General features: G+C 64.8%; 26 protein-coding genes. 10 read left to right on the top strand and 16 right to left on the bottom strand.

Features of this window, described 5'->3' with window-relative positions:
• Positions 1-82 precede the first annotated feature (82 nt).
• The 13 genes from JFY56_RS04080 to JFY56_RS04140 form a co-directional block, all read right to left on the bottom strand.
• Positions 83-391, bottom strand: a complete 309-nt coding sequence (locus JFY56_RS04080; RefSeq protein WP_208312180.1) for a hypothetical protein — start codon at positions 389-391, stop codon at positions 83-85.
• A gap of 112 nt (positions 392-503) precedes the next feature.
• Positions 504-662 carry a DUF3309 family protein gene (locus tag JFY56_RS04085; protein WP_208312181.1) on the bottom strand — a complete coding sequence of 53 codons (159 nt, stop codon included), beginning with the start codon at positions 660-662 and terminating at the stop codon, positions 504-506.
• Positions 663-919: 257 nt separating this feature from the next.
• Positions 920-1546 (bottom strand): 3'-5' exonuclease, encoded by a 627-nt coding sequence (locus tag JFY56_RS04090; protein WP_208312182.1) that lies wholly within the window; start codon positions 1544-1546, stop codon positions 920-922.
• A complete protein-coding gene (locus JFY56_RS04095; protein WP_208312183.1) occupies positions 1543-3333 on the bottom strand; it encodes a DUF294 nucleotidyltransferase-like domain-containing protein in 1791 nt (596 codons plus the stop codon). Before JFY56_RS04095 ends, JFY56_RS04090 begins: the two co-directional genes overlap by 4 nt.
• A gap of 81 nt (positions 3334-3414) precedes the next feature.
• On the bottom strand, positions 3415-5070 hold the full coding sequence (locus JFY56_RS04100; RefSeq protein WP_208312184.1) for a cation acetate symporter: 1656 nt from the start codon (positions 5068-5070) through the stop codon (positions 3415-3417).
• Positions 5067-5378 (bottom strand): DUF485 domain-containing protein, encoded by a 312-nt coding sequence (locus JFY56_RS04105; RefSeq protein ID WP_208312185.1) that lies wholly within the window; start codon positions 5376-5378, stop codon positions 5067-5069. The genes JFY56_RS04100 and JFY56_RS04105 overlap by 4 nt, the downstream gene beginning before the upstream one ends.
• Before the next feature lie 171 nt (positions 5379-5549).
• The gene (locus JFY56_RS04110) at positions 5550-6098 is read right to left on the bottom strand and encodes a nitrous oxide reductase accessory protein NosL (protein WP_208312186.1); all 549 of its coding nucleotides are present in this window, start codon (positions 6096-6098) and stop codon (positions 5550-5552) included.
• Between the two features lie 17 nt (positions 6099-6115).
• Entirely contained in the window at positions 6116-6937 is an 822-nt protein-coding gene (locus tag JFY56_RS04115) for an ABC transporter permease subunit (protein WP_208312187.1), read from the bottom strand.
• Entirely contained in the window at positions 6934-7839 is a 906-nt protein-coding gene (locus JFY56_RS04120) for an ABC transporter ATP-binding protein (protein WP_208312188.1), read from the bottom strand. The genes JFY56_RS04115 and JFY56_RS04120 overlap by 4 nt, the downstream gene beginning before the upstream one ends.
• Positions 7836-9098, bottom strand: a complete 1263-nt coding sequence (locus tag JFY56_RS04125; RefSeq protein WP_208312189.1) for a nitrous oxide reductase family maturation protein NosD — start codon at positions 9096-9098, stop codon at positions 7836-7838. The genes JFY56_RS04120 and JFY56_RS04125 overlap by 4 nt, the downstream gene beginning before the upstream one ends.
• Positions 9095-10999, bottom strand: coding sequence for a TAT-dependent nitrous-oxide reductase (gene nosZ / locus JFY56_RS04130; RefSeq protein WP_208312190.1), 1905 nt, complete (start codon positions 10997-10999; stop codon positions 9095-9097). The genes JFY56_RS04125 and nosZ overlap by 4 nt, the downstream gene beginning before the upstream one ends.
• An 11-nt stretch (positions 11000-11010) precedes the next feature.
• On the bottom strand, positions 11011-13176 hold the full coding sequence (nosR, locus tag JFY56_RS04135) for a transcriptional regulator NosR (protein ID WP_408004373.1): 2166 nt from the start codon (positions 13174-13176) through the stop codon (positions 11011-11013).
• 97 nt (positions 13177-13273) lie between these two features.
• Entirely contained in the window at positions 13274-14131 is an 858-nt protein-coding gene (locus JFY56_RS04140; protein WP_208312192.1) for a glycine betaine ABC transporter substrate-binding protein, read from the bottom strand.
• A 282-nt stretch (positions 14132-14413) separates the two neighbouring features.
• Here JFY56_RS04140 and JFY56_RS04145 point away from each other — a divergent pair, with 282 nt between their 5' ends.
• A complete protein-coding gene (locus JFY56_RS04145; protein ID WP_208312193.1) occupies positions 14414-14638 on the top strand; it encodes a DUF2061 domain-containing protein in 225 nt (74 codons plus the stop codon).
• Between the two features lie 221 nt (positions 14639-14859).
• Entirely contained in the window at positions 14860-16458 is a 1599-nt protein-coding gene (locus JFY56_RS04150) for a glycoside hydrolase family 17 protein (RefSeq protein ID WP_208312194.1), read from the top strand.
• A 210-nt stretch (positions 16459-16668) separates the two neighbouring features.
• On the opposite strand, the gene JFY56_RS04155 is transcribed toward JFY56_RS04150, so the two are convergent.
• Entirely contained in the window at positions 16669-17040 is a 372-nt protein-coding gene (locus tag JFY56_RS04155; protein WP_208312195.1) for a hypothetical protein, read from the bottom strand.
• Positions 17041-17153: 113 nt separating this feature from the next.
• Between JFY56_RS04155 and JFY56_RS04160 the strand changes: the two genes are divergently transcribed.
• The 3 genes from JFY56_RS04160 (at position 17154) to JFY56_RS04170 (ending at position 19890) form a co-directional block, all read left to right on the top strand.
• The gene (locus JFY56_RS04160) at positions 17154-17639 is read left to right on the top strand and encodes a GNAT family N-acetyltransferase (RefSeq protein ID WP_208312196.1); all 486 of its coding nucleotides are present in this window, start codon (positions 17154-17156) and stop codon (positions 17637-17639) included.
• 100 nt (positions 17640-17739) lie between these two features.
• Positions 17740-19089 (top strand): alpha/beta fold hydrolase family protein, encoded by a 1350-nt coding sequence (locus JFY56_RS04165; protein ID WP_208312197.1) that lies wholly within the window; start codon positions 17740-17742, stop codon positions 19087-19089.
• Between the two features lie 3 nt (positions 19090-19092).
• Entirely contained in the window at positions 19093-19890 is a 798-nt protein-coding gene (locus JFY56_RS04170) for an MlaA family lipoprotein (RefSeq protein WP_208312198.1), read from the top strand.
• A 208-nt stretch (positions 19891-20098) separates the two neighbouring features.
• On the opposite strand, the gene JFY56_RS04175 is transcribed toward JFY56_RS04170, so the two are convergent.
• Both JFY56_RS04175 and JFY56_RS04180 read right to left on the bottom strand, forming a co-directional pair.
• Positions 20099-21280 (bottom strand): patatin-like phospholipase family protein, encoded by a 1182-nt coding sequence (locus tag JFY56_RS04175; protein ID WP_208312511.1) that lies wholly within the window; start codon positions 21278-21280, stop codon positions 20099-20101.
• Between the two features lie 122 nt (positions 21281-21402).
• Positions 21403-22335 carry a lipid A biosynthesis lauroyl acyltransferase gene (locus tag JFY56_RS04180; protein WP_208312199.1) on the bottom strand — a complete coding sequence of 311 codons (933 nt, stop codon included), beginning with the start codon at positions 22333-22335 and terminating at the stop codon, positions 21403-21405.
• 146 nt (positions 22336-22481) lie between these two features.
• On the opposite strand from JFY56_RS04180, the gene minC reads away from it, so the two are divergent.
• The 5 genes from minC to JFY56_RS04205 all read left to right on the top strand — a co-directional run bounded on the left by minC (position 22482) and on the right by JFY56_RS04205 (position 26534).
• Positions 22482-23276, top strand: coding sequence for a septum site-determining protein MinC (minC, locus tag JFY56_RS04185; protein WP_208312200.1), 795 nt, complete (start codon positions 22482-22484; stop codon positions 23274-23276).
• Positions 23277-23336: 60 nt separating this feature from the next.
• On the top strand, positions 23337-24152 hold the full coding sequence (minD, locus tag JFY56_RS04190) for a septum site-determining protein MinD (protein WP_208312201.1): 816 nt from the start codon (positions 23337-23339) through the stop codon (positions 24150-24152).
• Positions 24149-24403: a cell division topological specificity factor MinE gene (gene minE / locus JFY56_RS04195; RefSeq protein ID WP_208312202.1), complete on the top strand. Its 255-nt coding sequence runs from the start codon at positions 24149-24151 to the stop codon at positions 24401-24403. The genes minD and minE overlap by 4 nt, the downstream gene beginning before the upstream one ends.
• A gap of 66 nt (positions 24404-24469) precedes the next feature.
• Positions 24470-25105: an RluA family pseudouridine synthase gene (locus tag JFY56_RS04200; protein ID WP_208312203.1), complete on the top strand. Its 636-nt coding sequence runs from the start codon at positions 24470-24472 to the stop codon at positions 25103-25105.
• A gap of 139 nt (positions 25106-25244) precedes the next feature.
• Complete coding sequence (locus JFY56_RS04205; protein ID WP_208312204.1) at positions 25245-26534, top strand: M18 family aminopeptidase; 1290 nt, start codon at positions 25245-25247, stop codon at positions 26532-26534.
• Positions 26535-26613 lie beyond the last annotated feature (79 nt).

Here is a 26613-nt window from a genome sequence, read left to right on the forward strand (position 1 = left end):
GACCGAAGTGTAATCAAGGCAACCGTTGTCCAGCGGTCATATCAGAGTCCTGAATGGCACCGGCAAAGCGTTGGTGCTGATCTCAACCAACGAGCAGCGCCAGCGCCTTGCCCAGCACCAGGGCGACCCCGGCGGAGACCAGCAGAAAGGCCGCGCAGTTGACCCGCTCGCTCCTGAACTGGTCGACACAGCGCACCCGGTAACGCAGCAGGAACACGCCGAAAGCCAGCGGCAGCGACGGGATCAGGAAAACGAACTGCCAGTACAGCGTGGCATCGACGGCGCGCGTCAGGACGCCCCCGTCGCCCCAGTGCGGCCACAACAGAAGACCGAGACTGAGCTGTACCGCCAGCCCAGCCACCCCCAGCCCGATCATCAAAGAACCCAGCATTCTCTGCCTCCCCAGTCAGCAAATGCCCGGATATGTTAGTTCGTGCTGGGGAAAACGGCTGTGCAACGAATCACTTTTGCGAGGAGAACGAAGGAAAGTTCCTGATTGGTGGCTAGATTGCTCCCAACAGAACCAGCACCAGCAGGACTACCAGCACGACGCCGACACCACCCGTTGGGCCGTAGCCCCAGCTCCGCGAGTGGGGATAAACCGGCAGTACGCCAATCAGGATAAGGATCAGGATGATCAGGAGTATGGTTCCGAGGCTCATGGCATCTCTCCTTTCCCTGTACACGGCAATGAACAGGGGAATCTTCGTCGGGATGGGATGGCTGAGTCAGCCGCTCCTGTTTATTCCGACTGACTCGTACGGAGAAGATTCACGGAAATTTCCGGCGCTTTGGTAGGAGCCAGCTTGCTGGCGATCATCCGAGCCGGCCGGCAGTTCCCGTGTTGCGGATGAATCCGGATCGCCAGCAAGCTGGCTCCTACAGGTTCGTAGCAAACGCACCCGTTCGCACCAGTGGCTCAGGCGACGTGGCGCGGCAGCGATCCCTTGCGCAGGCGCAGGAACATCAGCGCCACCGCCTGCGCATCGCCCAGCGCGGTGTGCCGGCCATGCACCGGGATATCCAGCGTGCGCGCCAGGGTATCGAAGCGCAGGTCCAGGTGCAGATCGGGAAAGCGCCGGCTGACCTTGCGGTGATACAGCCCGGAAACCTCGATGCGCGGGTTGTCCAGCGGCTCGCCCAGTTGCTCGCGCAGGTGCCGCTTGAGCACGGCGACGTCGAAGGACAGGTAGTAGCCAAGCAGCGGCCGGTCGCCGATGAAGTCCAGCAGCCGGCGCAGCGCCTCGGCCAGCGGCAGTTGCCCCTGCAGATCGGCGCGGCGCAGCTTGTGGATGCGGATCGACTCGCCGTCCAGGCTCGGCGGCGGCTCGACCAGCAGCTCCAGGCGCTCGCCGAGGATCATCTTGCCGCGCCGGATCAGTACCGCGCCGATGCTCAGGATGTCCGCGTTGCGCGGGTCCAGGCTGGTGGTTTCGAGGTCGATGGAAACGATTTCCTCGGCATCCTCCGGGGCGTTCAGGCACCAGTACAGGCGGCGGCGCCAGCCTGACCACTGGTGGGCGGGGATCTTCACGCAAGCGTTCATCGCGTCTCCAGATGGAATTGCCGGGCCAGGCTCTGCTTGAATTTCTTCACCACGTGCAGGCCGAAGCGCAGCAGGTCGCGGTCATGACGGTTCAGGCGCGAGACGTCCAGGCCGTGCGCACGACCGTCGCGGGCGCCGTCGAGCTGCTGGACCAGGCGCAGGTGCAGGAACAGCTCGAAGGACTCGGCAAGATTGTCGGCCAGGGCTTCGTCCAGCACCCCGCGTTCCTTCAGCTCGGCCAATCGGGCCAGGGTGCCGCGCACCTCCAGTCCTTCGCGCAGGGCCAGGGCGCGGCTGCCGTGGACGATGGGGAAGATGCCGCCTCGCTTCACATCGAGGTGCGCATCCGAAGTCTTCAACTGGCCGAGGAAGGTCAGCGGCGTATCGAACTGCAGCGCCGCCGCGGCGATACCACCCAGCCAGCGCTCGCCATCCACGGCGAAATCGGTCAGGCCCTGGCGCAGCGGTTCGAACAGCTGGCGATTACCGGCCACCGGCCAGGCGTCGGCGAGGATCGACAGGCGCAGCAGTTGCTCCGGGGAGCCTTCCAGTTGCGTCTGGGTGAGTTCGCGCAGCCAGGCGGAGATCGGTTTACACCACTCGGCGCGGCTGGCCATCACACCGCCCGGGCATGGCGGATAGCCGAACTCCAGCAGCGCGGCAGTGAAGCGTTCCATCATTCGCAACCCCTGCTCCACCGGCACATCGTCAGCGAGGATCAGGGCGTTGTCCTGGTCGGTCTTCAGCAGTTGCTCGCCGCGCCCCTCGCTGCCCATCACCAGCAAGCAGCAGCGGCCACGCAGCGCGGGCGGCACCTGGATCTCGAACAACCGTTCGAGCAGTTGCTCGTTGAGGGTACTGACCAGTTGCATGATGAAACGCAGGCGGATGCCGTTGCCGGACAAGGTGGCGATCAGGCTGTGCAGGGCTTCCGCCGCGCTGCGCAGTTCGTCCTCGCTGTCGGCGCGGGCGATGCGCATGGCCAGCACATGGGAATGGGTGGAGAACAGGCTGAGCACCTGGGTCAGGTGCAACAGGCCGATCACCTCGCCATCCTCGCGCACGGCGACGCGCTCGATGCGCAGGCGGGTCATCAGAATCATCGCGTCGAAGAGGAAATCGCCCAGCTCGACGCAGGCCAGCGGACCGTGCGCCAGCGGGCCGACCGGCTCCTGCTCGGAGCGGCCGTCGCGGAAGTGCGCGGTCATCAGGTCGGTACGGGTGATGATGCCCATCTCGCCATCGACGCGTACCAGCAGGGCGTCGGCGCCACGGCTCAACTGCAGGCGCGCGGCATCGCCGAGGGGGAAACCGGCATCCACCTCAAGCGCCGGCAACAGGTGCTCGCGAGCGATACGGGTAAGGATGAATTCGGCCAGGTTCTGACCATCGCGCTGGGCGAGCTGGCGCTTGCTGGCGAGGTTGGCCTGGAAGTAGCGGGCAAATCCTGGATTGCCCGCGCAGAGCGAATGGAACACGGTGGCGGGCAGCTCGTAGACGATGCTTTCTTCCACCGCCTGGTAACGGTGCTTGCTGCTGCCGGAGAACAGCCCGCGGATATCGAACAGGTCTTCCGCGCCGTACTGGGCGAACAGCCGGCCGTCCTCGCCGCGTTCCTCGATGATGCCCTTGAGCAGGATGAACAGCCCCGGCACCGCCGAGCCTGCTTCGAGCAGCACTTCGCCGTCGGTGTAATAGCCGACGCTCAGCGCATCGCGCAGTTGCTCGCGCTCGTGGCCGCGCAGCTGATCGAACGGGGGACAGGCGAAATTGAAGTTCTCGGACATCGCTCAACCCGATCCACAAAGGCAGAAGCTGGAGGCAGGGTCTGCCTCCAGCTTCCGCGCACTGGCGTTACAGCCGATGGCTCAGTGGGCTACCGCGCCACTGGCACCCAGGCCGGTCTGCGAACGAATGAACTGCGGGAGGAAGCGCGCGCGCTCTTCGTCTGCAGCGGTCGACTTGTCGGTGATCGAGAAGAACCAGATGCCGACGAAGGCCACGGCCATGGAGAACAGCGCCGGGTACTCGTACGGGTAGATGGCTTTCTCGTGACCGAGGATCTGAACCCAGATGGTCGGGCCGAGGATCATCAGGCCAACCGCGGTGATCAGGCCCAGCCAGCCGCCGATCATGGCGCCACGGGTAGTCAGCTTCTTCCAGTACATCGAGAGCAGCAGTACCGGGAAGTTGCAGCTGGCGGCGATGGAGAAGGCCAGGCCGACCATGAAGGCGATGTTCTGCTTCTCGAACAGGATGCCGAGCGCGATGGCCACCACGCCGAGGGTCACGGTGGTGATCTTGGAAACGCGCAGTTCATCCTTCTCGTTGGCCTTGCCGCCCTTGATCACGCTGGCGTACAGGTCATGGGACACGGCCGAGGCGCCGGACAGGGTCAGGCCGGCAACCACCGCGAGGATGGTGGCGAAGGCCACGGCGGAGATGAAGCCGAGGAACAGGCTGCCGCCCACGGCATTGGCCAGGTGCACCGCCGCCATGTTGGTGCCGCCGAGCAGCGCGCCGGTGGCGTCCTTGAAGTCCGGGTTGGTGCTGACCAGCAGGATCGCGCCGAAGCCGATGATGAAGGTCAGGATGTAGAAGTAGCCGATGAAGCCGGTGGCGAAGAACACGCTCTTGCGCGCTTCCTTGGCGTCGCTGACGGTGAAGAAGCGCATCAGGATGTGCGGTAGGCCGGCGGTGCCGAACATCAGCGCGAAGCCGAGGGAGAAGGCCGAGATCGGGTCCTTCACCAGGCCGCCGGGGCTCATGATGCCCTCACCTTTCGGGTGAACCTTGATGGCTTCGGAGAACAGGGTGCTGACGTCGAAGTTGACGTGCTTGAGCACCATGACCGCCATGAAGGTGGCGCCGGAGAGCAGCAGCACGGCCTTGATGATCTGCACCCAGGTGGTCGCCAGCATGCCACCGAACAGCACGTAGAGCACCATCAGGCAGCCGACCAGGACCACGGCGACGTGATAGTTGAGGCCGAACAGCAACTCGATCAGCTTGCCGGCGCCGACCATCTGCGCGATCAGGTAGAAAGCCACCACCACCAGCGAACCGCAGGCGGACAGGATGCGGATCTGCTTCTGGCCGAGCCGGTAGGACGCAACGTCAGCGAAGGTGTACTTGCCGAGGTTGCGCAGGCGTTCAGCTATCAGGAAGAGGATGACCGGCCAGCCGACCAGGAAGCCGATGGAGTAGATCAGGCCGTCGTAGCCCGAGGTGTAGACCAGGGCGGAAATACCCAGGAAGGAAGCGGCGGACATGTAGTCGCCGGCGATCGCCAGGCCGTTCTGGAAGCCGGTGATGCTGCCGCCGGCGGTGTAGAAATCGGCCGCCGAGCGGTTGCGCTTGGAGGCCCAGTAGGTGATGCCCAGGGTGAAGAGGACGAAACCGACGAACATGACGATGGCGGAAACGTTCAGCGGCTGGCGCTGCACATCTCCGGTCAGGGCATCGGCCCACAGGGCGGGGGCGAAGGCGGCCAGCCCGAGAGCGGCGAACAGGCGAGCGATCATTGCTGGGCCTCCTTGAGGATTTGCTGGTTCAGACGGTCGAACTCGCCGTTGGCGCGGCGCACATAGATACCAGTCAGGACGAAGGCGGAGACGATCAGCCCGACACCCATGGGGATACCCCAGGTGACCGAGGATTCGGCGCTGATGCGGGCGCCCAGCAGTTGCGGTGCGAAGGCAATCAGGAGGATGAAGAGTACGTACAGGCCAAGCATTACGAGGGACAGCAGCCAGGCGAATCGCTCACGCTTGGCCACCAGTTCTTTGAAGCGCGGATTGGTATCAATCCGCTGGTAAATGCTGTCGTTCATTTTGTTTTTGTCCTCACAGCGGGGATGACGCGGATATCGTCGATGCCTACTGTAGGACTCTGGTGCAAGCGCTCCAGACGACTTTAGTCGTAGCACCTCGGATGAGGTCTCAGTGTCGACTCACCCGATCGGTAGAAAAGGCCCGGCCACAGCGGGGCCGGGATGCTTCCGTCAGTGGTGGTGATGGCCCTCCCCCAGTCCCATCACACGGCCTTGGTCGATTTCCGCGAAGCCCAGCACTTCGCTCTCGCCCTGCTCCCCTGCCCACTTGCCTGCGGCTTCCCGTGTGGCGAAAGCCGCGAACGTCGGCCCCATCGCCCCCGTCAACTTGCGGCTGGGTACGTAGAAAGCGTCATGCGCCGGAATCCAGGGCGCCGTCTCGGGCCTGTTCCAGTCGGCGCCAGTCATGTCCTGGACATACAACGCTGCCTGCGCCTGCCTGTTCTCGGGCTGCTGGACGAAGGCGAAGAAATCGCGCGTCGAACAGAAGAACAGGGAGCGGCGCTGCTGTCCCACCAGTGCGATCGCCTGGGCCTTCGGGCCGGGAAAACCCCGTACGCGCATGCCACAGACTGCGCACTCCGCGTCGGCATCCAGCACCGCCGGTGCCGCCCCCGCCTGCACCCCCACAGGCGCATTTCCGTCACAACCGACCAGTCCCGCCAGGACCAGAACCCCGGCTCCCGCCAGCCACTGCCGGCGCGAACATCGAATGCACATGACTCCTCTCCCCTGAATCACAAGTGCCGCCGGGCGAAAGCCCATTGCGCCAGCCCGAACGGCAGCAACACCCACAACACCTGAACACCCGCCAGCAGCCAGAAGGAAAAGCCCGCGCCGATGGCAAGCAACCCGCTTTCCTCGGCGCTTTCGGCGAACCCGAGAATGTTGACCAGGCGGAACACATCGGTCGGATTGGCGAGCAGCAGGTAGCGCAACCAGCCTTGTCCGACCCGCCCTTCCCCGCCTACCAGCAACGCCAGCAGCGCCAGATCGAACACCAGTACGAACAGGAACCAGATCACCAGGACCAGCCCGGCGGCCTTGGACTTTTCCTGTGCCAGCGCACTGGCCAGATAGGCGAAGCCGACGAAGCTCCAGCCCAGCAGCAGGGCCGACAGCATGAAACGCCCGAGAGCCTGCAGCAGCTCGCCAGGCGGGCTGGCGCCAAGGAAGCCGATCACCAGGCCGGCCACGCCAAAACCGCCAAGAATGGCGCTTGCGAGGATCGCCCCGTGACCGAGGAATTTTCCGGCCAGCAGTTGCGAGCGCGACAGCGGGTAGGTCAGCAACAGCGCCAGGGTGCCCTGCGCGTCCTCGCCGACGATGGCGTCATAAGCCAGCAGGAGAGCGATCAGCGGAATCAGGAACGCCGTCAGGCTGGAAAGACTGACCATGGTGGTCGCCAGACTGGTGAAACCGGCCTGGCCGGACGCCGCGGCGCCGAATGCCGCCAATCCCACCGCAAGTACGGAGAAGATCAACCCGATGGCGATCACCCAGCGATTGCGCAGGCCGTCGATGAACTCCTTGCCGGCGACACTCAGCAACGCGCTCACGATGCCTCCGCCTGCCGGTTGAAATGCACGTAGAGGTCCTCCAGCGAGGGGTTTTCCAGCCAGAGATCGTCAGGGTGCTGCGCCAGCACCTGACGCAGAGTGGCAAGCTTGCTCTCTTCGGTCAGCTCCAGCGCCCATGCGCGGTCGCTTTCACGCTGGCAGCGCACATCCGGCAACCATGCCGTATCCTCCGCCAGCTCGCCGTGCACCCGCAGCCTTGCCGGCAATCCGGCCTGACGCCGCAGCTCGTCCAGAGGACCGCAGGCCAGCACACGGCCACGAGAGAGGATCATGGCGCGATCGATATAGGGCTCGATCCCCGGCAGGACGTGAGAACACAGAAGGATCGCCGCACCGCGCCGCCGGTGCTCCTCCAGCATGCGGTACAGCTCCTGGGTAGCGATGGGATCGAGGCCGACGGTCGGCTCGTCCAGCAGCAGCAACTCCGGCTCGCCGAGCAGGGCCTGTGCCAGGCCAAGACGCTGGCGCATGCCCTTGGAATAGGTGCGCACCCGTTGCCCGGCGAAATCGGCCAGTCCCACCCGTTCCAGCAACTCCGCCACCTGTCGGCGCGGCGCGCGCTTCAGACGGGCGAAATACGCCAGCACTTCCCGGCCACAGAGCTGTTCGTAGAAGCTGACATTCTCCGGCAGATATCCCAGCCGCCCGCGCCCCTCCCGCCCCCGGGGACTGGTCGGTGCCTCGCCGAATACCCGTACCTCCCCGGAACTCGGCGGGTAGAGTCCGAGGATGAGTTTCATGGTGGTGCTCTTGCCAGCGCCGTTGTGGCCGAGCAACCCCAGCACCTCTCCGGGGCGGAGGACCAGGTCCAGGCCACTCAATGCGAGGAACGCTCCCCATTGCTTGCTGGCCGCGCGCATTGCCACCGGTGCTCCGCTCATGGCCACACCCGCCCCATCAACGGATGGCTGTCGCGCACGCCCGGCGGGCGCAGGACCGGGAACTGACGCTGCACCCAGCGCAGGGTCTCGATGGCCGGGCTGTTCATCAGCACCCGCGCTTCCGGGTAGCGCCACAGCAGCTTGTCCACGCCATCGTTGGGCTGGTATGGGCGGTCACCCAGACCATCGCCATCCATGTCCCACCCCAGATAGTCGCTCCAGTAATTGCCCCGCCCGCCGTAGGACCACTCCTGTTCACGATTGGAGACGTATTTCACCTGAGTCCGGTTGGCGATGAAGCGATTGCCGTACAGGCGGTTCTCCTCGGAGCCCGCCGTCAGGTGGATGCCCAGGTCGGAGCCTTCGACGAGGTTGTCGCGTATGTCGTTGTACAGCGAGTTGTAGATGAACAGGCCCTTGCCTTCCGATCCGTCGATCGCCGCCCCACCCTCCGCATTGCGTGCTCGGAGGATACGGTTGCCGACAATGCTCGAATGGGTGATGAAGTTCAGCAGCAGGCCGTAGTTCTCGTCGTCTTCCGACCAGTTGTCGTGCACCTCGAGGTTGCGCGACTGCATCAGCGCATAACCGGTGCGGGTGTGACGGGTACGGTTTCCGCGCACCTCGTTGTCGTTCGAATTCATGTAGTGGATGCCGTAACGCAGCTCGCTCAGCCGATTGCCGACCAGGCGGTTGCGACTGCTGGTATCGATGTAGATGCCGTCACGTACATGACGAATACTGTTGTTTTCGATCAAACACTCGTCACTGGCGAACAGATGGATACCATTGCCGCGGTCCTGGCTGCGCAGCCGCTGATTCCCTTCGATGCGATTGCCGCGCACCTGCACCTCGCGCCCCTTGTCCAGCCAGATACCGAAGGCAACGTCGCTCAGCCGGTTGTTCAGCAGACGCACCCGGGCTGACTGCTCGGCAACGAAGATACCGGCGTCCAGGGCACCGAGATCGGAGCCGGAGCGACGCAGCTCCAGCCCCTCCACCGTTACATCGGCGGCCCGCACGCTGAGTACGCTGCCATGGCCACCGCCGTCGATCACCGCGCCCTCTTCGCCTTGCAGCGTCAATGGCCGGTCGATTACCAGCGGCCCACGGTAGATACCCGGTGCAAGAACCAGCGTCGTTCCGGGTGAACTTCGCTCGACCCACGCCTGCAGGTCGCCCTGCTCAGGCGTGAGCCGAACCCCGGCCAGGGCGGGCACTGCTAGCAGCAGGCCCGCCAGGCAAGCGGTCAATCTCATGCCTCGACCAGCATGCGCCCGCTCATTTCCATGTGCAGCGCATGGCAGAACCATGAGCAGTAGTACCAGTGCACGCCGGGGTGTCCGGCGGTGAAGGTCACCGAGGCGGTCTGCTGCGGGCTGATCTCCATGCCCACGCCGTGGTTGGTCATGACGAAGCCGTGGGAAACGTCTTCCACCGTATCCAGGTTGGTGATCACCACGGTGACCTCGTCGCCGCTCTTCACCTTGAACTCCGTGATGCCGAAGCTGGGCGCAAGGGAGGTCATGTAGACCCGTACCTTGTTGCCCTTGCGGATGACCTTGCTGTCCTTTTCCAGGTCCACCCCATCCGCCTTGGCCATCGCCACGGTCGCAGCGAACATCGGATCATCGCGGGTATAGATGGCCTTGGGCCGAACCTTGGAGCGATGCACCATGATGCAGTCGTGGGGCTCCGGGATAGCCGGGCCGTCATGAACCAGCACCATCTTGTCGCCGGAAATGTCGATCAACTGATCGTTCTCCGGATGCAGCGGCCCCACGCGCAGGAAGCGGTCCTTGGAGAACTTGCTCAGCGCCATCAGCCACTTGCCGTCACAGTCGCGGCTCTCGGCCATGCTCGCCTTGAGGTGGCCGATCTGGTAGTGCACATCCAGTTTCTGGTGGATGTAGTTGACCTTTTCGCCGCCGTAGGCGCGGATCGCTTCCTCAACGCTCCACTTCACCACCTGGGAGTCGATGAACAACGAGGTATAGGCGAAACCACGGCCGTCGTAGGTGGTGTGCAACGGCCCCAGACCCAGTTCCGGCTCGGCGACCACGGTATCGCGCGGCTCGTTGATCTTGCCGGCAAACAGGTGGTCGATCTTCTCCAGAGAAATGATGGTGCAGGTCGGCGACAGCTTGCCGTTGGCGATGGCGTACTTGCCGTCGGGGGTGGTGTTGATGCCGTGCGGGTTCTTCGGCACTGGCACGTAGCGAACGAAATCGCTCCCCGCCGCCTGCCGGCCATCCAGAACCGGCACCTTGGAGTCGCCGATGGTCTTGAACTTGCCCGCCTTGATCGCGGCCTCGATGCGTGGCACATGGAAGAACACGACCCAGTCACGCTCGGCGCGCATCATGTCGCCCAGATGCACACCACGTTCGCTGTTGTAGCAGGTCGAGAAGGCGTAGGTCCCGGCGTAGTCGGTATCGACGTTGTCCAGGTTGCCGTCCACCCAGACCTGCCAGGCGACCTCCATGGTTTCGGCATCCAGCGCGCTGAACAGGGTCCAGTAGTTGGCCGGATTTTCCAGATCGCGGCCATCGTTGGGCTGCGGGACGATCATCTCGCCGTTGGCGAACACGTAACCGGTCTTCGGCACCTTCTGCAGGCGCAGGCCGTGGATCGAAGTGACGTTGGGAACGATGGTGATCTTGTCCGTGCGCATGATGTCGCAACGGATACGCGCCACCCGGCTGTTGGCCTTGTCGTTGACGAACAGCCAGCGCCCATCGTAGCTGCCATTGGTGTAGCTCATGTGCACATGGTGCGTGTCGCCGTTCTGCCAGCCGCGTTTGTGACTCTCGCCGAGGATGGCGATGGATTCGTTGGTCTGCCCCCACCCGGTGCCGCTGTCTCGGTTGAATACCGGGATCGCCGCCAACTGGCGCATCGACGGCACCCCCAGTATGCGCACTTCGCCGCTCTGTCCGCCGGACCAGAAGCCGTAGTACTCGTCCAGCTCACCCGGCGCCACGTCGGCCTTGCCCTGGCCGGCAGCCCGTACGTCGCTGCTGGCAGCCAGCAACCCGCCCCCCAGCAGTCCCGCCGCGCTGCCCACCGCACCAATTGCCGCACTGGCGCCAATGAACCCGCGCCGGCTCAGACCGCCTGCTGTTTCGCTATCCGGCTTATCGTTGTCACGTTTTCCCATGATTCCTCTCCTCAAACTTCCTTGACGTCGATTAATTCGGCCTGAGCCTCTGCTGAGCGGGAGTTTTTCCGCCGGCGCTGCCTGGCAACCAGGGGTGGGCAGCGCTGCTGGTCGTGATAGGTGACCTGGCAATCCAGGCAGTAATGGCACTCGTTGCCATCGATCCGGCCATCCGGATGAATCGCCTGGACCTCGCACTCGTTGGCACACAGGCGGCACGGCTGGCCGCACTCCTGGCGCCGCTTGAGCCAGTCGAACAGGCGCAACCGCCCCGGAATCACCAGCGCCGCGCCCAGCGGGCAGATGTAGCGGCAGTACCATTTGCGGCTGAACAGCGAGATCAGCAGCAGCAACGCGGCGTACAGGACGTAGCCCCAGTCGCGCAGGAAGGTCAGCAGGAGTACGGTCTTGAACGGCTCCACCTCGGCCAGTTGCTTCGCCTCGTCCAGGCTGTAGAGGGAGATGCCGAACAGGCCGAAAAGGATCAGGTACTTGAGCGTCCACAGCCGCTGGTTGACAGCGAATGGCAGGCGCCACTGTGGAACGCCCAGCTTCACCGCCAGATCGTTGAGAAGCTCTTGCAGCGCACCGAACGGGCAGAGCCAGCCGCAATACACGCCGCGCCCCCAGAGCAGCAGCGATACGGCAACGAAGCTCCAGAGGATGAACAGCACCGGCTCCATCAGGAAGGTTTCCCAGCGGAATCCCTGAATCAGGGAATTCACCAGGGTAAGGACGTTGACCACGGAAAGCTGGGCCAGCGCGTACCAGCCGAGGAACACCACCGTGTAGAACTGGAATGCACGGTGCAGCCACTTCAGGAAGCGCGGCCGCCGGGCCAGGACGTCCTGCAACAGCAGGATCATGACCAGCGTCAGCAATCCAGCCGCCAGGATTCCGATGCGCCAGGTGCGGTCCTGCCACATGCCCAGCCAGAGTGGTGCATCGTCATCTGCCGCAACCTCTTCCGTAGCGGCCTCCGGTGGATGTTCGAGATAGGCGTCGGGGCTGCGGTAGTCGGCGGAGAACAGGGAGAACAGCGAGTCCAGCGGGCCGGTCTGGCGGCGAACCAGCAGCTCCAGTTGCCAGGGCTGGCCGGGATCGAAGGCGTTTTCTGCGCGGACGATGAAGATCGCCATTTCGCGGAAGTGCGGGACATCCTTCAGTCCCAGGTCCGAAAGCTGCACGTAGTCGCGGTCGCGGAAGGAAATCGGCCGGTTGCCCTGCTGCACTTGCAGGCGATCGAAGATGCCACCCCGAACGTATCCGGAACCCTTGAAGGAGTACCCGTTGCCGAGTACCGCCACGGCATGTTCCCCCGGCTTGAGTTGCTCCATCAGCCAGCGGTACTGTTCCTCGCCAAGCAGATTGCGGCCAACCGTCGGAGGGTCCAGCAATGCGTAGTAGAGCTCGGCGAACAACTCGCCACGCTGCTCCGCACTGGCCTTGTCGACGGACTCGGCGGGAGTGCCCTTGAACGCGTCATCCACCTCGCCACGGCTGATCAGACGGGAGCGGATGGAACCGTCGCCGAGAAGCCCGCTCCAGTTACGCTGCTGGAATACGTCGCCCCTGATCCGAGCCGGCTGGTGCCTGACATTCCGGGGCTTCTCGATCAATCCTCGACTGACGGCAACACGCTGCGCCGAACGCATGACAGCGTCGTTGAGCACCACCACGGTGACGGTAGCTCCGGCGATCGCATCCACGTTGACGTACCCGGGGAGCTGGCCGGAACCGACGCGAATGCGGTCGCGCACCGACTTGTCCACGTACTGCGCGGAAAAGTCATCGAGTTTGCTCTCGGGAATGCCGACCAGCAGGATCGGCTCATGGTGTTCCAGCACCCTGACGCCACGGATATGGCCGTTCAGGTCGATGCCGACCAAGGCGTCTATGGGTTTTCCCGAATAGGCAGGGATCGGCTCTATCTGGCCGGTACGGAACAGGTAGCCCAGAGTCTTGCCATCCCCCTGCACGGGGGCCGAGGGTGGGCTCCCCTCAAAGGCTCCTATCGTCTGGGCGCCTGGGAAGAACGCCAGGCCACTTTTTTCCACGTCCGCAGTGGTCGCGGCTGAAACCAATGGCGCCAGGATCAGCGCAACGATGGCACCCAACAGGCGTTGCCATACAATCGACATGGCCCCTCTCGCCGGCAACGAAATAATGCCGACCATGCTAGTGAGGGGGTAATTCGGTTCCGCTTGATAGCAATCAAGAATCGCCGATAAAGGCGGAAACCGGCAGGCACTTCGCCTGCCGGTGGTCAGTGACTCAGTTCAGCCACTCCTTGACCCGCTCCGGGTTGGAGTCGACCCACTTCTTCGCTGCCACATCCGGCTTCTCGCCTTCCTGGATCGCCAGCATGACCTCGCCGACTTCCTGGCCGTTCTTCCAGCGGAACTGCTTGAGGAAATCCCACACCGGCTTGGCCTTGGCCTCCAGAGCCGGGTTGGCGATGCTGTCGACGTGCTCGACGTCGCCGTACACCTTCTTCGGATCCTCGAGGAATTTCAGCTTCCACTTGGCGAACATCCAGTGCGGAATCCAGCCGGTCACCGCGATGGCCTTCTTCTCGCTTTCCGCGCGGGTCAGCTCGGAGATCATGCCGCTGCCGGAGCTGGCCACCAGCTTGTAGTCGAGTCCGTAATCCTTGATCGCCTGGTCGGTCTTGAGCATCACCCCGGCGCCGGCGTCGATGCCGACGATGCGGCCGCCGAAATCGGCTTTCTGTGCCTGCAGGTCCTCGATGCTGTTGGCCTTCACGTATTCCGGCACGATCAGACCGATCTTCGCGTCCGGATAGTTGATGCCGAGATTGACCACCTTGTCCTTCATCTTCTCGTAGTAGGCGCCGTGGGTGGCCGGCAGCCAGGCGGAGAGCGTCGCATCCAGCTTGCCGCGTGCCACGCCCTGCCACATGATGCCCGCCGCCACCGGCATCAGCTTGACGTCATAGCCGAGCTTCTCGCGGATCACCTCCGCGGCGACATGGGTGGTGGCCACGCTGTCCGACCAGCCGTCGACGTAGCCGATGGTGATTTCCGGCTTGTCCGCCGCTCCCGCCAATCCCGCCGCAGCCGACATCGCCAGGCCAGCTCCCAGGCACAACAGTCGTCGCATCATTCGCATGCTTTTCTCCCCTCGATTCGATGAGCACCGGTGCGCTAACGCCGATGCGGATGGCGGTCTTGGCCGCCCCTACATCATCGTCTTCGAGTCCCCACGTACTGCTCCAAGAGCGACCCGCAGCGAAGCCATCCACGACAGTACCGATCCATTAGCGACCTGCATTGCCGATTGACGACCATTGCGGTGGCCTATCGGGCCCATCGAAAGCGGCGATTACCCCTGCATGCGGAGAAACATTAATGTCTTCTCAACGGAGAACGATTCTCGAACGGGAGAGCCACCATGCTGAAGACCGTCACCTTTACCCTGATGCACTTCGCCATCGCCTTCAGCGTCACCTATGCGCTGACCGGCAGCATCGCCGTGGGTGGTCTGGTGGCGGCCATCGAGCCCCTGTGCAATTCGGTCGGTTTCTACTTCCACGACAAGCTGTGGCGGCGCATAGAGAAGCGCCGTGACGATAGCGGCGAACACGGTGGCGGACACTGGATACACTTCCACGCCTGACGCCAATCCTGCAGGAGCCAGCTCGCTGGCGATCAGGCTCCTGTAGGATGGGTTGAGCGCAGCGATACCCATGCTGGTGTCGGCAATGATGGGTATCGCAAGCTCAACCCATCCTACGCTCCCTGCTGATAATGCTTTCAGGGATCGCCAGCAAGCTGGCTCCTACATCAAAGGCCGCGGCATTGCTAAGATGCGCCACCTCTCCGTCAGGCGCCTCCGCCATGTCGAATTCCCAGCGCTTTCCGGCCATTCCCTATTGCCTTGCCCTGCTCCTTGCCATGCTGACCCTGTGCGGCGTCTGGTACTGGCTGGGAAAACCGGTCGTCCTGCCTGACGCGGCGACCAGCACGCACAAGCTGCAGTGCGCCTCCTACAGCCCGTTCGCCAGGGACCAGTCGCCGTTCGACCAACCCTTCGTCCTCCGCCCGCAGCAGATGGACGCCGACCTGGCGCTGCTGGCGACCCGCTTCGAATGCGTGCGCACCTATTCGATGACCGGCCTCGACGACATCCCCGCCCTTGCCCGCAAGCACGGCCTGAAGCTGATGCTGGGCGCCTGGGTGAACGCCAATCCGCAGGACACCGCACGGGAAATCGATCTGCTGATCAAGGCGGCCAACGCCAACCCCGACGTGGTGCAGACGGTGATCGTCGGCAACGAGACGCTGCTGCGCAAGGAAGTCACCGCCCAGTACCTGGCCGGACTGATCGCCAGGGTCAAGCGCCAGGTCGAGCAGCCGGTGACCTATGCCGATGTCTGGGAGTTCTGGCTGAAGCACCCGGAGATCGCCCCGGCAGTCGACTTCCTCACCATCCACCTGCTGCCGTACTGGGAAGACAACCCCACCGGCATCGACGAGGCCATCGCCCATGTCGGCGAAATCCGCTCCATGTTCGGCCGCATGTTCGCGCCGAAGGATATCCTGATCGGCGAAACCGGCTGGCCCAGCGAGGGCCGCCAGCGGGAGACCGCCCTGCCCAGCCGGGTGAACGAGGTGCGCTTCATTCGCGGCTTCGTGCGCATGGCCGAGGCGAACGGCTGGCGCTACAACCTGATCGAAGCGTTCGACCAGCCGTGGAAACGCCAGAGCGAAGGCGCCGTCGGCGGCTACTGGGGGCTGTTCGATGCCGACCGGCAGGACAAGGGCGTGCTCGCCGGCGCGGTATCCAACCTGCCGTACTGGCCGCTGTGGCTTGGCCTGTCCGGCGTACTGTTCGCCGCTGGCCTGCTGCTCGGCGGACGGCCGGCGAACGAGCGTGCAGCCTTGCTGCAACCCTGCGCCGCCGCCCTCGGCGCCCTGTGCATAGGCCTGTGGGGCGAACAGGCGCTGGTCACCAGTCGCGATGTCCGGGAATACCTCTGGGCTGCCGGCCTGATCGGCCTCAACCTGATCGTCCTCGCCCACGCCAGCCTGGCGCTGGCGGAGCGCCGGGGCGTGCGCGAAAAGCTGTTCGCCTGGCTGGAGGCACGCAGCGGCTGGTGGCTTGCCGCAACCGGCTTCGCCGGCGCCGTGATGGCCCTGGAGCTGGTGTTCGACGCCCGCTACCGCAGCTTCCCGAGCGCCGCCCTGCTGTTCCCGGCGCTGGTCTACCTGTGCCGCCCGGCAGCCGGGCCACGGCGGGAAACCCTGCTGCTCACCGCCCTGATCGGCGCCGGCATAGTCCCGCAACTGGTGCAGGAAGGACTGGGCAACCTCCAGGCGCTCGGCTGGGCCGGCACCAACCTGCTGCTGACTGGCGCCCTCTGGCGCGGCCTGCATGGGCAGCGGGCGGCAACCACAAAATCAAGCGTCGAGAGCGGTCAGCCACATACGGCCTGAAGACCTGGTGTAGGAGCAGCAGTCTTCGTCGCGAGATGCCTTAGGCGTAGGGTGGACAACGCTCCGGCCCCACAACAAGGTGGAAATGCTTCGCGATTTCCACCCTACGCTTTTGCCATACCTGTAGGCGCAACTGTCTTGCCGCTTTTGTAGGAGCGAGCTCTGCTCGCGAACATCCGCCCCGCAAAAGCTTCGCGAGCAAGCGCGCTCCTATAAGAGAGCGCTGCGCTTCCGCACCAGCCGCAAGCCGGCGATCACCACCGCCAGTGCCGCAAGGCTGGCGCTGTACAGGGCCAGACCAGCCAGCCCGACGAACAGCGCCAGCACCGCTAGCCACCAGCCAGCGCGCCCCGGCGCGACGAAGGCCAGCAGCGCAGCGCCCAGGGCCACACCGGCGATGGCCTTGAAATGGATCAGCAGGCCCAGTCCCGAGCGCGCCTCGCACTCCCAGCGGCTCGCCTGTTCGGCGCAGATGGCCACCCACTGGCCGTCCTCCATCAGCAGCAGGCGCACGCCATAGACGGCCGCCAGCCACAACGGCACAGCGAACAGCAGCAGGATCACGGATGAACGAGCGGGCATGCAGCCTCTCCAGGGGACGGAACCGGCGCCCAGCATAGCCAGCGGCGACTTCGATGCAAGCCCGCTGGCGGCCGGTTAGACTCTGCTGAATGCCACCACCGGAAGGAACCGCCATGCGACGCATCAGCCACCGCCCCGCACGCCCCGAAGACGTTCCGCTGATCATCGCCCTGATCGGCGAACTGGCCGAATACGAACGGCTCGGCCACGATATGGCCGCCGACGCCGCGCGCATGCACGAACACCTGTTCGGTCCGCGCCCCTACGCGGAAGTGCTGATCGGCGAGGTGGATGGCGAAGCTGCCGGCTTCGCGCTGTTCTTCCATAACTACTCGACCTTCCTCAGCAAGCCCGGCATCTACCTCGAAGACCTCTTCGTCCGCCCCGCCGCGCGCGGCCTCGGGCTGGGCAAGGCGCTGCTCGCCGCCCTGGCGAAGCTTGCCGTCGAACGCGATTGCGGCCGCCTGGAGTGGTCCGTGCTGGACTGGAACGAACCGGCCATCGGTTTTTACCGCAGCCTGGGCGCGACGCCGATGGACGACTGGACCGTCTACCGCCTGACTGGCGAGGCACTGGCCAGCGTCGCCCGGCATGGTTGAATATCGCTGTAACGAATAACACGCTGCACTTGTCGGCGGCGAACGGGTCATATCCGCCGAGATTCACCCGGCCCGCCACTCTCTCCAAGGATTCCGCGCCATGTCATGTCTTTCCCGTGTGGCTGCCCTGCTCGGCAGCCTGGCACTCGGACTCGCCGGTCCCGCGCTGGCCCGCGACGTCGACCAGGCCAGCTACGGCTATCCGCTGGCCAACCCGTTCGAAGCGACCATCACCAGCACGCCGCCGGAGCTGCGCCCCGAGCTGCCGCTGGACCGCAACATCCGTCAGCAGGATTACTCCCTGAAGCTGCGCCCTGAGCGCGAATTCGAGCTGCCCGACAACTTCTGGCCGGTGAAGAAACTGCGCTACCGCCTGGCCCGGCAGAACCAGCCTGCGCCGCTCATCTTCATCATCGCCGGCACCGGCGCGCCCTACTCCAGCGGCACACCGGAGTACCTCAAACGCCTGTACTACGCCAACGGCTTCAACGTGGTGCAGCTGTCCTCGCCGAGCAGCTGGGACTTCATGGCCGCCGCCTCGCGCTATGCCACGCCGGGCTACACCCCCGACGATGCCGACGACCTCTACCGGGTCATGCAGGCCGTGCGCGCGCAGCACCCCGATCTGGAAGTCACCGACTTCTACCTCACCGGCTACAGCCTCGGCGCGCTGCAGGCGGCCTTCGTCAGCCATCTCGACGAAACCCGCCGCAGCTTCAACTTCAAGCGCGTGCTGCTGCTCAACCCGCCGGTGAACCTGTACACCTCGGTGAGCAACCTCGACCGCCTGGTGCAGACCCAGGTCAAGGGCATCACTGACAACCGCACCTTCTACAGCCTCATCCTCGGCAAGGTGACCCGCTACTTCCAGCAGAAGGGCCACATCGACATCAGCGAAGCGTTCCTCTACGACTTCCAGCAGTCCAAGCAGCACCTCAGCAACGAGGAAATGGCGATGCTGATCGGCGCGACCTTCCGCTTCTCCGCCGCGGATATGGCCTTCACCTCGGACCTGATCAACCGCCGCGGCCTGATCATCCCGCCGAATTACCCGATCACCGAAAGCACCAGCCTGGTACCGTTCTTCACCCGCGCCATGCAGTGCGATTTCGAGTGCTACCTCACTGACCAGGTGATACCCATGTGGCGCGCGCGCTTCAACGGCGGCAGCCTGCCGCAGTTGATCGACCAGGTCAGCCTCTACGGCATCCGCGACTACCTGCAGCAGAGCCCGAAGATCGCCGTGATGCACAACGCCGACGACATCATCCTCGGCCCCGGCGACATCGGCTTCCTGCGCCGTACCTTCGGCGAGCGTCTGACCCTGTATCCGCGCGGCGGCCACTGCGGCAACCTCAACTACCGCGTCAACGCGCAGGACATGCTGGCGTTCTTCAACGGCAAGACCGGCGGCGCCGGCCTGCAGGCAGCAGCATTCACAGGGAATTGATCGATGATTCGCCACCGCTACTGGATTTTCGCCCTCCTGCTCGGCAGCCCCCTCGCCCTGGCCGACCACAACCCCGCGGAGCCGGGCTTCGACAGCAAGCCGGATGAAGACGGCTTCACCCGGCCGCTCGACCACCTGAAGATCAACCCCGGGCTGGACCAGCGCGAGTTCGAACGCGCCACCCTCGCCGCGCTCAACGTCTACGACCCGTGGGAGAAGTGGAACCGCCGGGTCTACCACTTCAACTACCGCTTCGACGAGTGGGTGTTCCTGCCGATCGTGCACGGCTACGAGTACATCACCCCGCACTTCGTGCGCAGCGGCGTGAGCAACTTCTTCAGCAACATCGGCGAGGTGCCGAGCCTGCTCAACAGCCTGCTGCAGTTCAAGGGCAAGCGCGCGATGACCACCACCGGCCGCCTGCTGGTGAACACCACGGTCGGCGTGTTCGGCCTGTGGGACCCGGCCACGCGCATGGGCATGCCCAAGCAGACCGAGGACTTCGGCCAGACCCTCGGCTTCTACGGCGTATCCGACGGTCCGTACGTGATGCTGCCGCTCCTCGGCCCCTCCAACCTGCGCGACACCGGCGGCCTGGTGGTCGATTTCAGCGCCGAAAGCCAGGTCAACTTCCTCAACGTCGCCGAAGAAACCAGCCGCCACCCGGAAATCTTCGGCCTGCGCACCGTCGACAAGCGCTACGTGACCCAATTCCGCTACGGGCAGATGGACACGCCGTTCGAGTACGAGAAGCTGCGCTACTTCTACACCGAGGCGCGGCGGTTGCAGATCAACGAGTGAACCTCAGACCGTAGGTTGGGCTGAGCCTGCGAAGCCCAACGCCAAGCCCTGCTGATGTTGGGCTTCACTGCGTTCAGCGCCAACCTACGGTGGAGTCCTGCCCGCCCAGAGTTGTAGGGCGGGTGCAACCCGCCACATGGCGGATGCCTGCGAAGTCCAACGGTGCCACACCCGATGGATGTTGGGCTTCGCTGCGCTCAGCGCCAACCTACGACGGCATTTCTTCCTGCCCGTCCAGGCCCAGGAAGCGCTCCAGTTCGGCGCGTTTCTGCATGGCGTCGTGGTAACCGAGGCGGATCAGTTCGTTGCAGTAGCCCGGCTCGAACAGCAGATAGCTGAGCACCCCGGCGCCGCTCGCCCGCGTCGCACCCGGCCCGCGCAGGAACAGGCGCAAGGAGCGGGGCAGTTCATGGCGATACTGGGCGGCGATCTCGTCCAGCGGCCGGCTCGGCGACACCACCAGCACCTCCACCGGCGCCAGTCCCTGGACCTTGCGCCGCACGTCGTCCGGCATCAGCCTGCCGATCTGGTTCAGGCGCTCGATCTGCTCGATGTCGCCTTCCAGACTGTCGATGAAGGTGCTGTTCAGCAGGTGGATGCCGACCTGCGCCAGCGTGGGCGGCAGGCCGGTCTGCGGCTGAGCGACCGGCGCATTCGGGTCGCCGTTGACGGGATTGCCGCTGACCCCGATCACCAGCACCCGGTTGGCGCCCAGATGCAGCGCCGGACTGATCGGCGCCTGCTGACGCACCGCACCGTCGCCGAAATACTCGCGGAGCACCTTGATCGGCGCAAACAGCAGCGGGATCGCCGAACTTGCAAGAAGATGCTCCAGTTTCAGCCGCGTCGGCACGCCCAGCCGTCGATGCCGAAGCCAGGGTTCGATGGTCGCCCGCCCCTGGTAGAAGGTCACCGCCTGCCCCGACTCATAGCCGAACGCCGTCACCGCGACGGCGCGCAGATGACGCTGACGGACTGCGGCGGAAATCCCGGAGAAATCCATCTCACGCTCCAGCAGGTGGCGCAGCGGACCGCTGTCGAGCAGGGCCACCGGCTGGCGTTTGCCCAGGCCGAGCAGGCTGTGGCCGATGAAGCGCAGTGCCTGGCTGACCACCCCGGACCAGTCGGCGCGGTACACCTGGCCTGTGCGGAAACCCTGCCAGACCCGGGTCAGACTCTGGATCGCCTCGCAGAAACGCAAAGCGCCGCAGGCCAGCCCGACGGCATTGATGGCGCCGGCCGAGGTGCCGACGATCACCGGAAACGGGTTCTGCGCGCCATCCGGCAGCAGCTCGGCAATGGCCGCCAGCACACCGACCTGATAGGCGGCACGCGCCCCGCCGCCGGACAGGACCAAGCCGGTGACGGGTTCGCATTGGGCGGAGGGTATGTCGGTTTCAGTCACGACTGGCGTCCTGCAGAAGTCATGTCCCACGTAGGTTGGCGCTGAACGCAGTGAAGCCCAACATCAGCCAGCAGTTGGCACGTTGGGCTTCGCAAGCTCAGCCCAACCTACCTGCGCTTGGCGTACAGCTTGGGCTCGCCCGCCGGGCGGGTCTTGAAGCGCCGGTGCGCCCACAGGTACTGCTCCGGCTGGCGGGTTATCTCCTGCTCGACCCAGCGGTTGATACGCAGGCAGTCGGCCTCTTCGCTCTCGCCGGGGAAATCGGCCAGCGGCGGATGGATCGTCAGGCGGTAGCCGGAACCGTCGGCCAGGCGCGTCTGGGTGAACGGCAGCACGCGCGCCTTGCCGAGACGGGCGAACTTGGTGGTGGCGGTGACCGTCGCCGCCTGGACGCCGAACAGCGGCACGAACAGGCTCTGCTTGGCGCCGTAGTCCTGGTCCGGTGCGTACCAGATCGCCCGCCCGGCGCGCAGCACCTTGAGCATGGCGCGCACGTCCTCGCGCTCGATGGCGGTGGCGTCGAGGTTGTGCCGCTCGCGGCCGCGGCGCTGGATATAGTCGAAAACCGGATTCTTGTGCTCGCGGTACATGCCGTCGATGGTGTGCACCTGGCCGAGCAGCGCGGCGCCGATTTCCAGGGTGGTGAAGTGCATGGCCATGAGGATCACCCCCTGCCCTTCGCGCTGCGCCTGCTGCAGGTGCTCCAGCCCCTCGATGTGCGCCAGCCGCGCCAGCCGCGGCTTCGACCACCACCAGCTCATCGCCATCTCGAAGAAGGCGATGCCGCTGGAGGCGAAGTTTTCCTTGAGCAGGTGGGTGCGCTCGGCCGGCGACATCCGCGGGAAGCACAGCTCCAGATTGCGCGCGGCGATCTTCCGGCGGCTGCCGACGACGCGATACATCACGGCCCCCAGCGCACGCCCGAACCCGAGCAGGACGGGATACGGCAGTTGCACGATCAGCCAGAGCACGCCCAGCCCCAGCCACAGCGGCCAGAAGCGCGGGTGAAGGAAGGCGGAGCGAAAGCTGGGACGGTCCATGAACGATTCCGGCGGAGAACGAAACCCGGCATTCTACCTTGCCGTCCGCCGTTTGCGGCCGAGATTGTGCGCTGGCCTCGCGCCACGCTTGCGACTGCCCGGTCGCTCCGTTATAAGTCCAGCCTATTTAATAAGTCAGGCCGACCATGAGCCAAGCCGACCTTCTCGAGCAAGACCCCGTATTCCAGCTGAAGGGCAGCATGCTCGCTGTCACTGTGCTGGAGCTTGCGCACAACGATCTGGCACGCCTGGACCGCCAACTGGCGGACAAGGTTGCCCAGGCGCCGAACTTCTTCCGCGACACCCCGCTGGTGCTCGCCCTCGACAAGCTGCCCGACGAAGAAGGCCAGCTGGACCTGCAGGGCGTGCTCGACATCTGCCGCCGCCACGGCCTGCGCACCCTGGCCATCCGCGCCAACCGCGAGGAGGACCTGCGCCTGGCGACCATGCTGGATATTCCGGTGCTGCCGCCATCCGGCTCCCGCGAACGCCCGCTGGAAGCCCGCGACAGCGCGCCGGCCGAACCGGTGGTGCGACGCAAGCGTGTGGAGAAACTCGCCGATCCGGCGCCGGTCGTCGAAAAACAGGCCGAGCCGGCTCCCCCCGCCGCCCGTCCGACCAAGCTGATCACCTCGCCGGTGCGCGGCGGCGTGCAAATCTACGCGGCAGGCGGCGACCTGATCGTACTGGCGCCGGTCAGTCCGGGGGCGGAACTTCTCGCCGACGGCAATATCCATGTTTACGGCCCGATGCGCGGACGCGCTCTGGCCGGTGTGAAAGGCGATACCAGCGCACGGATCTTTTGCCAGCAACTGGGCGCAGAATTGGTGTCGATCGCCGGAAATTACAAGGTCGCGGAAGACTTGCGACGCAGTCCGCAATGGGGGCAGGCGGTGCACGTCAGCCTGTCGGGTGACGTGTTGAACATCACCCGCCTTTAACGGATACTGCCGCCACTTTCAGGGACCAGAACTTCTCGTTTTTCATTGGGGTGAATCACCTTGGCCAAGATCCTCGTAGTCACATCCGGTAAGGGTGGCGTCGGTAAAACCACCACAAGCGCAGCTATCGGCACCGGCCTGGCATTGCGCGGTTTCAAGACCGCCATCGTCGACTTCGACGTCGGTCTGCGGAACCTCGACCTGATCATGGGCTGTGAACGCCGTGTGGTTTACGACTTCGTCAACGTCATCAATGGCGAAGCCACCCTGACCCAGGCCCTGATCAAGGACAAGCGCCTCGAGAACCTCTACGTCCTGGCCGCCAGCCAGACCCGTGACAAGGACGCCCTCACCCAGGAAGGCGTCGGCAAGGTCATGGAAGAGCTGAAGCAGACTTTCGACTACGTCATCTGCGACTCCCCTGCCGGTATCGAGAAGGGCGCGCACCTGGCCATGTACTACGCCGACGAGGCGATCGTCGTGACCAACCCGGAAGTCTCCTCGGTCCGCGACTCCGACCGCATGCTCGGCCTGCTGGCCAGCAAGTCGGCCCGCGCCGAGAAAGGCGAAGACCCGATCAAGGAACACCTGCTGCTGACCCGCTACAACCCGGAGCGCGTCACCAAGGGTGAAATGCTGGGCGTGGAAGACGTCGAGGAAATCCTCGCGATCCGCCTGCTCGGCGTGATTCCGGAGTCCCAGGCCGTGCTGAAGGCTTCCAACCAGGGCGTCCCGGTCATCCTCGACGAGCAGAGCGATGCCGGCCAGGCATACAGCGACGCGGTCGAGCGTCTGCTGGGCAAAGAGATGCCACATCGGTTCCTCGATGTGCAGAAGAAAGGATTCCTGCAACGACTGTTTGGAGGACGTGAATGAGCCTTTTAGACTTCTTTCGCAGCCGCAAGCCGCAAAATACTGCTTCGATAGCGAAGGAAAGACTCCAGATCATTGTCGCCCACGAGCGCGGCAGCCGTTCACAACCGGATTACCTTCCGCAGTTGCAGAAAGACCTGCTGGAAGTCATCCGCAAGTATGTGCCGATCGACCAGGAGCAAATTCAGGTCGAACTGGCCAACCAGGGCAATTGTTCGATCCTGGAGCTCAACATCACCCTGCCGGAAACCTGATTCCGCGCAAGGCCCACTGCGGCGGCTTCGGCCGCCGTAGTCATTTCTACCGACCGACGAGACCCCATGCCGCTGTCGAACATCCAGATCGTGCACCAGGACGCCGCCCTGCTGGTGGTGAACAAGCCGACCCTGCTGCTCTCCGTTCCCGGACGCGCGGACGACAACAAGGACTGCCTGGTAACCCGCCTGCAGGAAAACGGCTATCCGGAAGCACGAATCGTCCACCGACTGGACTGGGAAACCTCCGGTTTGATGGTGCTGGCGCGCGACCCCGACAGTCATCGCGAACTGTCCCGCCAGTTCCATGACCGCGAAACCGAGAAGGCCTATACCGCCCTCTGCTGGGGCCAGCCCGAACTGGACAGCGGGCGCATCGAACTGCCGCTGCGCTACGACCCGCCGACCAAGCCGCGCCATGTCGTGGACTTCGAACATGGCCGCCATGCCCTGACCTTCTGGCGCGTGATCGAGCGCTGCGGCGACTGGTGCCGGGTCGAGCTGACGCCGATCACCGGCCGTTCCCACCAGTTGCGCGTACACATGCTCTCCATCGGCCACCCGCTGCTCGGCGACCGCCTGTACGCCAACCCCGAAGCCCTGGCCGCCCACGACCGCCTGTGCCTGCACGCCAGCATGCTCTGCCTGACCCACCCGCAGACGGGCGAACGCCTGCGTTTCGAAAGTCCCGCACCGTTCTAGCCGGGGCGCCGTAGGTTGGCGCTGAACGCAGTGAAGCCCAACATCCGTCGACCGTGGCACCGTTGGGCTTCGCAAGCTCAGCGCCAACCTACGCACGCATTTGCGATAAAATGCCCACATTCGCTGTCCGGAGTTACCCATGCGTGCAGAACTCAACCAGGGCCTGATCGACTTCCTCGCGGCCTCCCCCACCCCGTTCCATGCCACCCAGAGCCTCGCCCGCCGTCTCGAAGAGGCCGGCTTCCAGCGTCTCGACGAACGCGACGCCTGGCGCACCGAGGCCGGTGGCCGTTATTACGTGACCCGCAACGACTCTTCGCTGATCGCCTTCAAGCTGGGCAACACCCCGCTGCTGCAGGGCGGCCTGCGCCTGGTCGGCGCGCACACCGACAGCCCGTGCCTGCGCGTCAAGCCGAATCCCGAGCTGGCCCGCCAGGGCTACTGGCAACTGGGCGTGGAAGTCTACGGCGGCGCGCTGTTCGCGCCCTGGTTCGACCGCGACCTGTCGCTGGCCGGGCGCGTCACCTTCCGCCTCGCCGGCAAGGTGGAAAGCAAGCTGATCGACTTCAGGGCGCCTATCGCGGTGATTCCCAACCTGGCCATCCACCTCAACCGCGAGGCCAACCAGGGCTGGGCGATCAACCCGCAGACCGAGCTGCCGCCGATCCTTACCCAGCTCGCCATCGGCGAACACCGCGAGTTCCGCGACCTGCTCGCCGAACAACTGCAGAACGAGCACGGCATCGGCGCCGACGCGATCCTCGACTACGAACTGAGTTTCTACGACACCCAGCGCGCCGCCGTGATCGGCCTCCAGGAGGAGTTCGTCGCCGGCGCGCGCCTGGACAACCTGCTGTCCTGCTATGCCGGCCTGGAAGCGCTGCTGGCCAGCGGCGACGAGCAAAGCGGCGTGCTGGTCTGCACCGACCATGAAGAAGTCGGCTCCTCCTCCGCCTGCGGCGCCGATGGCCCGTTCCTCGAACAGGTGCTGCGCCGCCTGCTGCCGGAGGGCGATGCCTTCACCCGCACCATCCAGCGCTCGATCCTGGTTTCCGCCGACAACGCCCACGGCGTGCACCCGAACTACGCCGACAAGCACGACGCCAACCACGGCCCGCTGCTCAACGGCGGCCCGGTGATCAAGATCAACACCAACCAGCGCTACGCCACCAACAGCGAAACCGCCGGCTTCTTCCGCCACCTGTGCCTGGAAAACGAAGTGCCGGTGCAGAGCTTCGTGGTGCGCAGCGACATGGCCTGCGGTTCGACCATCGGCCCGATCACCGCCAGCCAGCTCGGCGTGCGCACCGTCGACATCGGCCTGCCGACCTTCGCCATGCACTCCATCCGCGAACTAGCTGGCAGCAAGGATCTGCGCTATCTGACCAAGGTGCTCAGCGCCTTCTTCGACAGCCCCGAGCTGCCGTAACCCTGTCCCTCGTAGTCATGGCTCCTGTTTGGGAGCCATGACTGTCGCGCATACCGCAGCATCGCCGTTGGCGGGTTGC

This window comes from Pseudomonas schmalbachii, assembly GCF_017589465.1.
In the GTDB taxonomy this organism is placed as follows: Bacteria; Pseudomonadota; Gammaproteobacteria; order Pseudomonadales; family Pseudomonadaceae; genus Pseudomonas; species Pseudomonas schmalbachii.

What these genes read in the sequence shown, in the direction of transcription:
- nosZ (WP_208312190.1), bottom strand. Translation starts at nt 10,999, where the DNA reads ATGGGAAAACGTGACAACGATAAGCCGGATAGCGAAACAGCAGGCGGT.
- JFY56_RS04205 (WP_208312204.1), top strand. Translation starts at nt 25,245, where the DNA reads ATGCGTGCAGAACTCAACCAGGGCCTGATCGACTTCCTCGCGGCCTCC.
- JFY56_RS04160 (WP_208312196.1), top strand. Translation starts at nt 17,154, where the DNA reads ATGCGACGCATCAGCCACCGCCCCGCACGCCCCGAAGACGTTCCGCTG.
- JFY56_RS04145 (WP_208312193.1), top strand. Translation starts at nt 14,414, where the DNA reads ATGCTGAAGACCGTCACCTTTACCCTGATGCACTTCGCCATCGCCTTC.
- JFY56_RS04090 (WP_208312182.1), bottom strand. Translation starts at nt 1,546, where the DNA reads ATGAACGCTTGCGTGAAGATCCCCGCCCACCAGTGGTCAGGCTGGCGC.
- JFY56_RS04125 (WP_208312189.1), bottom strand. Translation starts at nt 9,098, where the DNA reads ATGAGATTGACCGCTTGCCTGGCGGGCCTGCTGCTAGCAGTGCCCGCC.
- minC (WP_208312200.1), top strand. Translation starts at nt 22,482, where the DNA reads ATGAGCCAAGCCGACCTTCTCGAGCAAGACCCCGTATTCCAGCTGAAG.
- JFY56_RS04200 (WP_208312203.1), top strand. Translation starts at nt 24,470, where the DNA reads ATGCCGCTGTCGAACATCCAGATCGTGCACCAGGACGCCGCCCTGCTG.
- JFY56_RS04140 (WP_208312192.1), bottom strand. Translation starts at nt 14,131, where the DNA reads ATGCGAATGATGCGACGACTGTTGTGCCTGGGAGCTGGCCTGGCGATG.
- JFY56_RS04100 (WP_208312184.1), bottom strand. Translation starts at nt 5,070, where the DNA reads ATGATCGCTCGCCTGTTCGCCGCTCTCGGGCTGGCCGCCTTCGCCCCC.
- JFY56_RS04080 (WP_208312180.1), bottom strand. Translation starts at nt 391, where the DNA reads ATGCTGGGTTCTTTGATGATCGGGCTGGGGGTGGCTGGGCTGGCGGTA.
- JFY56_RS04180 (WP_208312199.1), bottom strand. Translation starts at nt 22,335, where the DNA reads ATGGACCGTCCCAGCTTTCGCTCCGCCTTCCTTCACCCGCGCTTCTGG.
- JFY56_RS04170 (WP_208312198.1), top strand. Translation starts at nt 19,093, where the DNA reads ATGATTCGCCACCGCTACTGGATTTTCGCCCTCCTGCTCGGCAGCCCC.
- nosR (WP_408004373.1), bottom strand. Translation starts at nt 13,176, where the DNA reads ATGGTCGGCATTATTTCGTTGCCGGCGAGAGGGGCCATGTCGATTGTA.
- JFY56_RS04095 (WP_208312183.1), bottom strand. Translation starts at nt 3,333, where the DNA reads ATGTCCGAGAACTTCAATTTCGCCTGTCCCCCGTTCGATCAGCTGCGC.
- JFY56_RS04150 (WP_208312194.1), top strand. Translation starts at nt 14,860, where the DNA reads ATGTCGAATTCCCAGCGCTTTCCGGCCATTCCCTATTGCCTTGCCCTG.
- JFY56_RS04120 (WP_208312188.1), bottom strand. Translation starts at nt 7,839, where the DNA reads ATGAGCGGAGCACCGGTGGCAATGCGCGCGGCCAGCAAGCAATGGGGA.
- JFY56_RS04105 (WP_208312185.1), bottom strand. Translation starts at nt 5,378, where the DNA reads ATGAACGACAGCATTTACCAGCGGATTGATACCAATCCGCGCTTCAAA.
- JFY56_RS04110 (WP_208312186.1), bottom strand. Translation starts at nt 6,098, where the DNA reads ATGTGCATTCGATGTTCGCGCCGGCAGTGGCTGGCGGGAGCCGGGGTT.
- JFY56_RS04085 (WP_208312181.1), bottom strand. Translation starts at nt 662, where the DNA reads ATGAGCCTCGGAACCATACTCCTGATCATCCTGATCCTTATCCTGATT.
- JFY56_RS04155 (WP_208312195.1), bottom strand. Translation starts at nt 17,040, where the DNA reads ATGCCCGCTCGTTCATCCGTGATCCTGCTGCTGTTCGCTGTGCCGTTG.
- JFY56_RS04165 (WP_208312197.1), top strand. Translation starts at nt 17,740, where the DNA reads ATGTCATGTCTTTCCCGTGTGGCTGCCCTGCTCGGCAGCCTGGCACTC.
- minE (WP_208312202.1), top strand. Translation starts at nt 24,149, where the DNA reads ATGAGCCTTTTAGACTTCTTTCGCAGCCGCAAGCCGCAAAATACTGCT.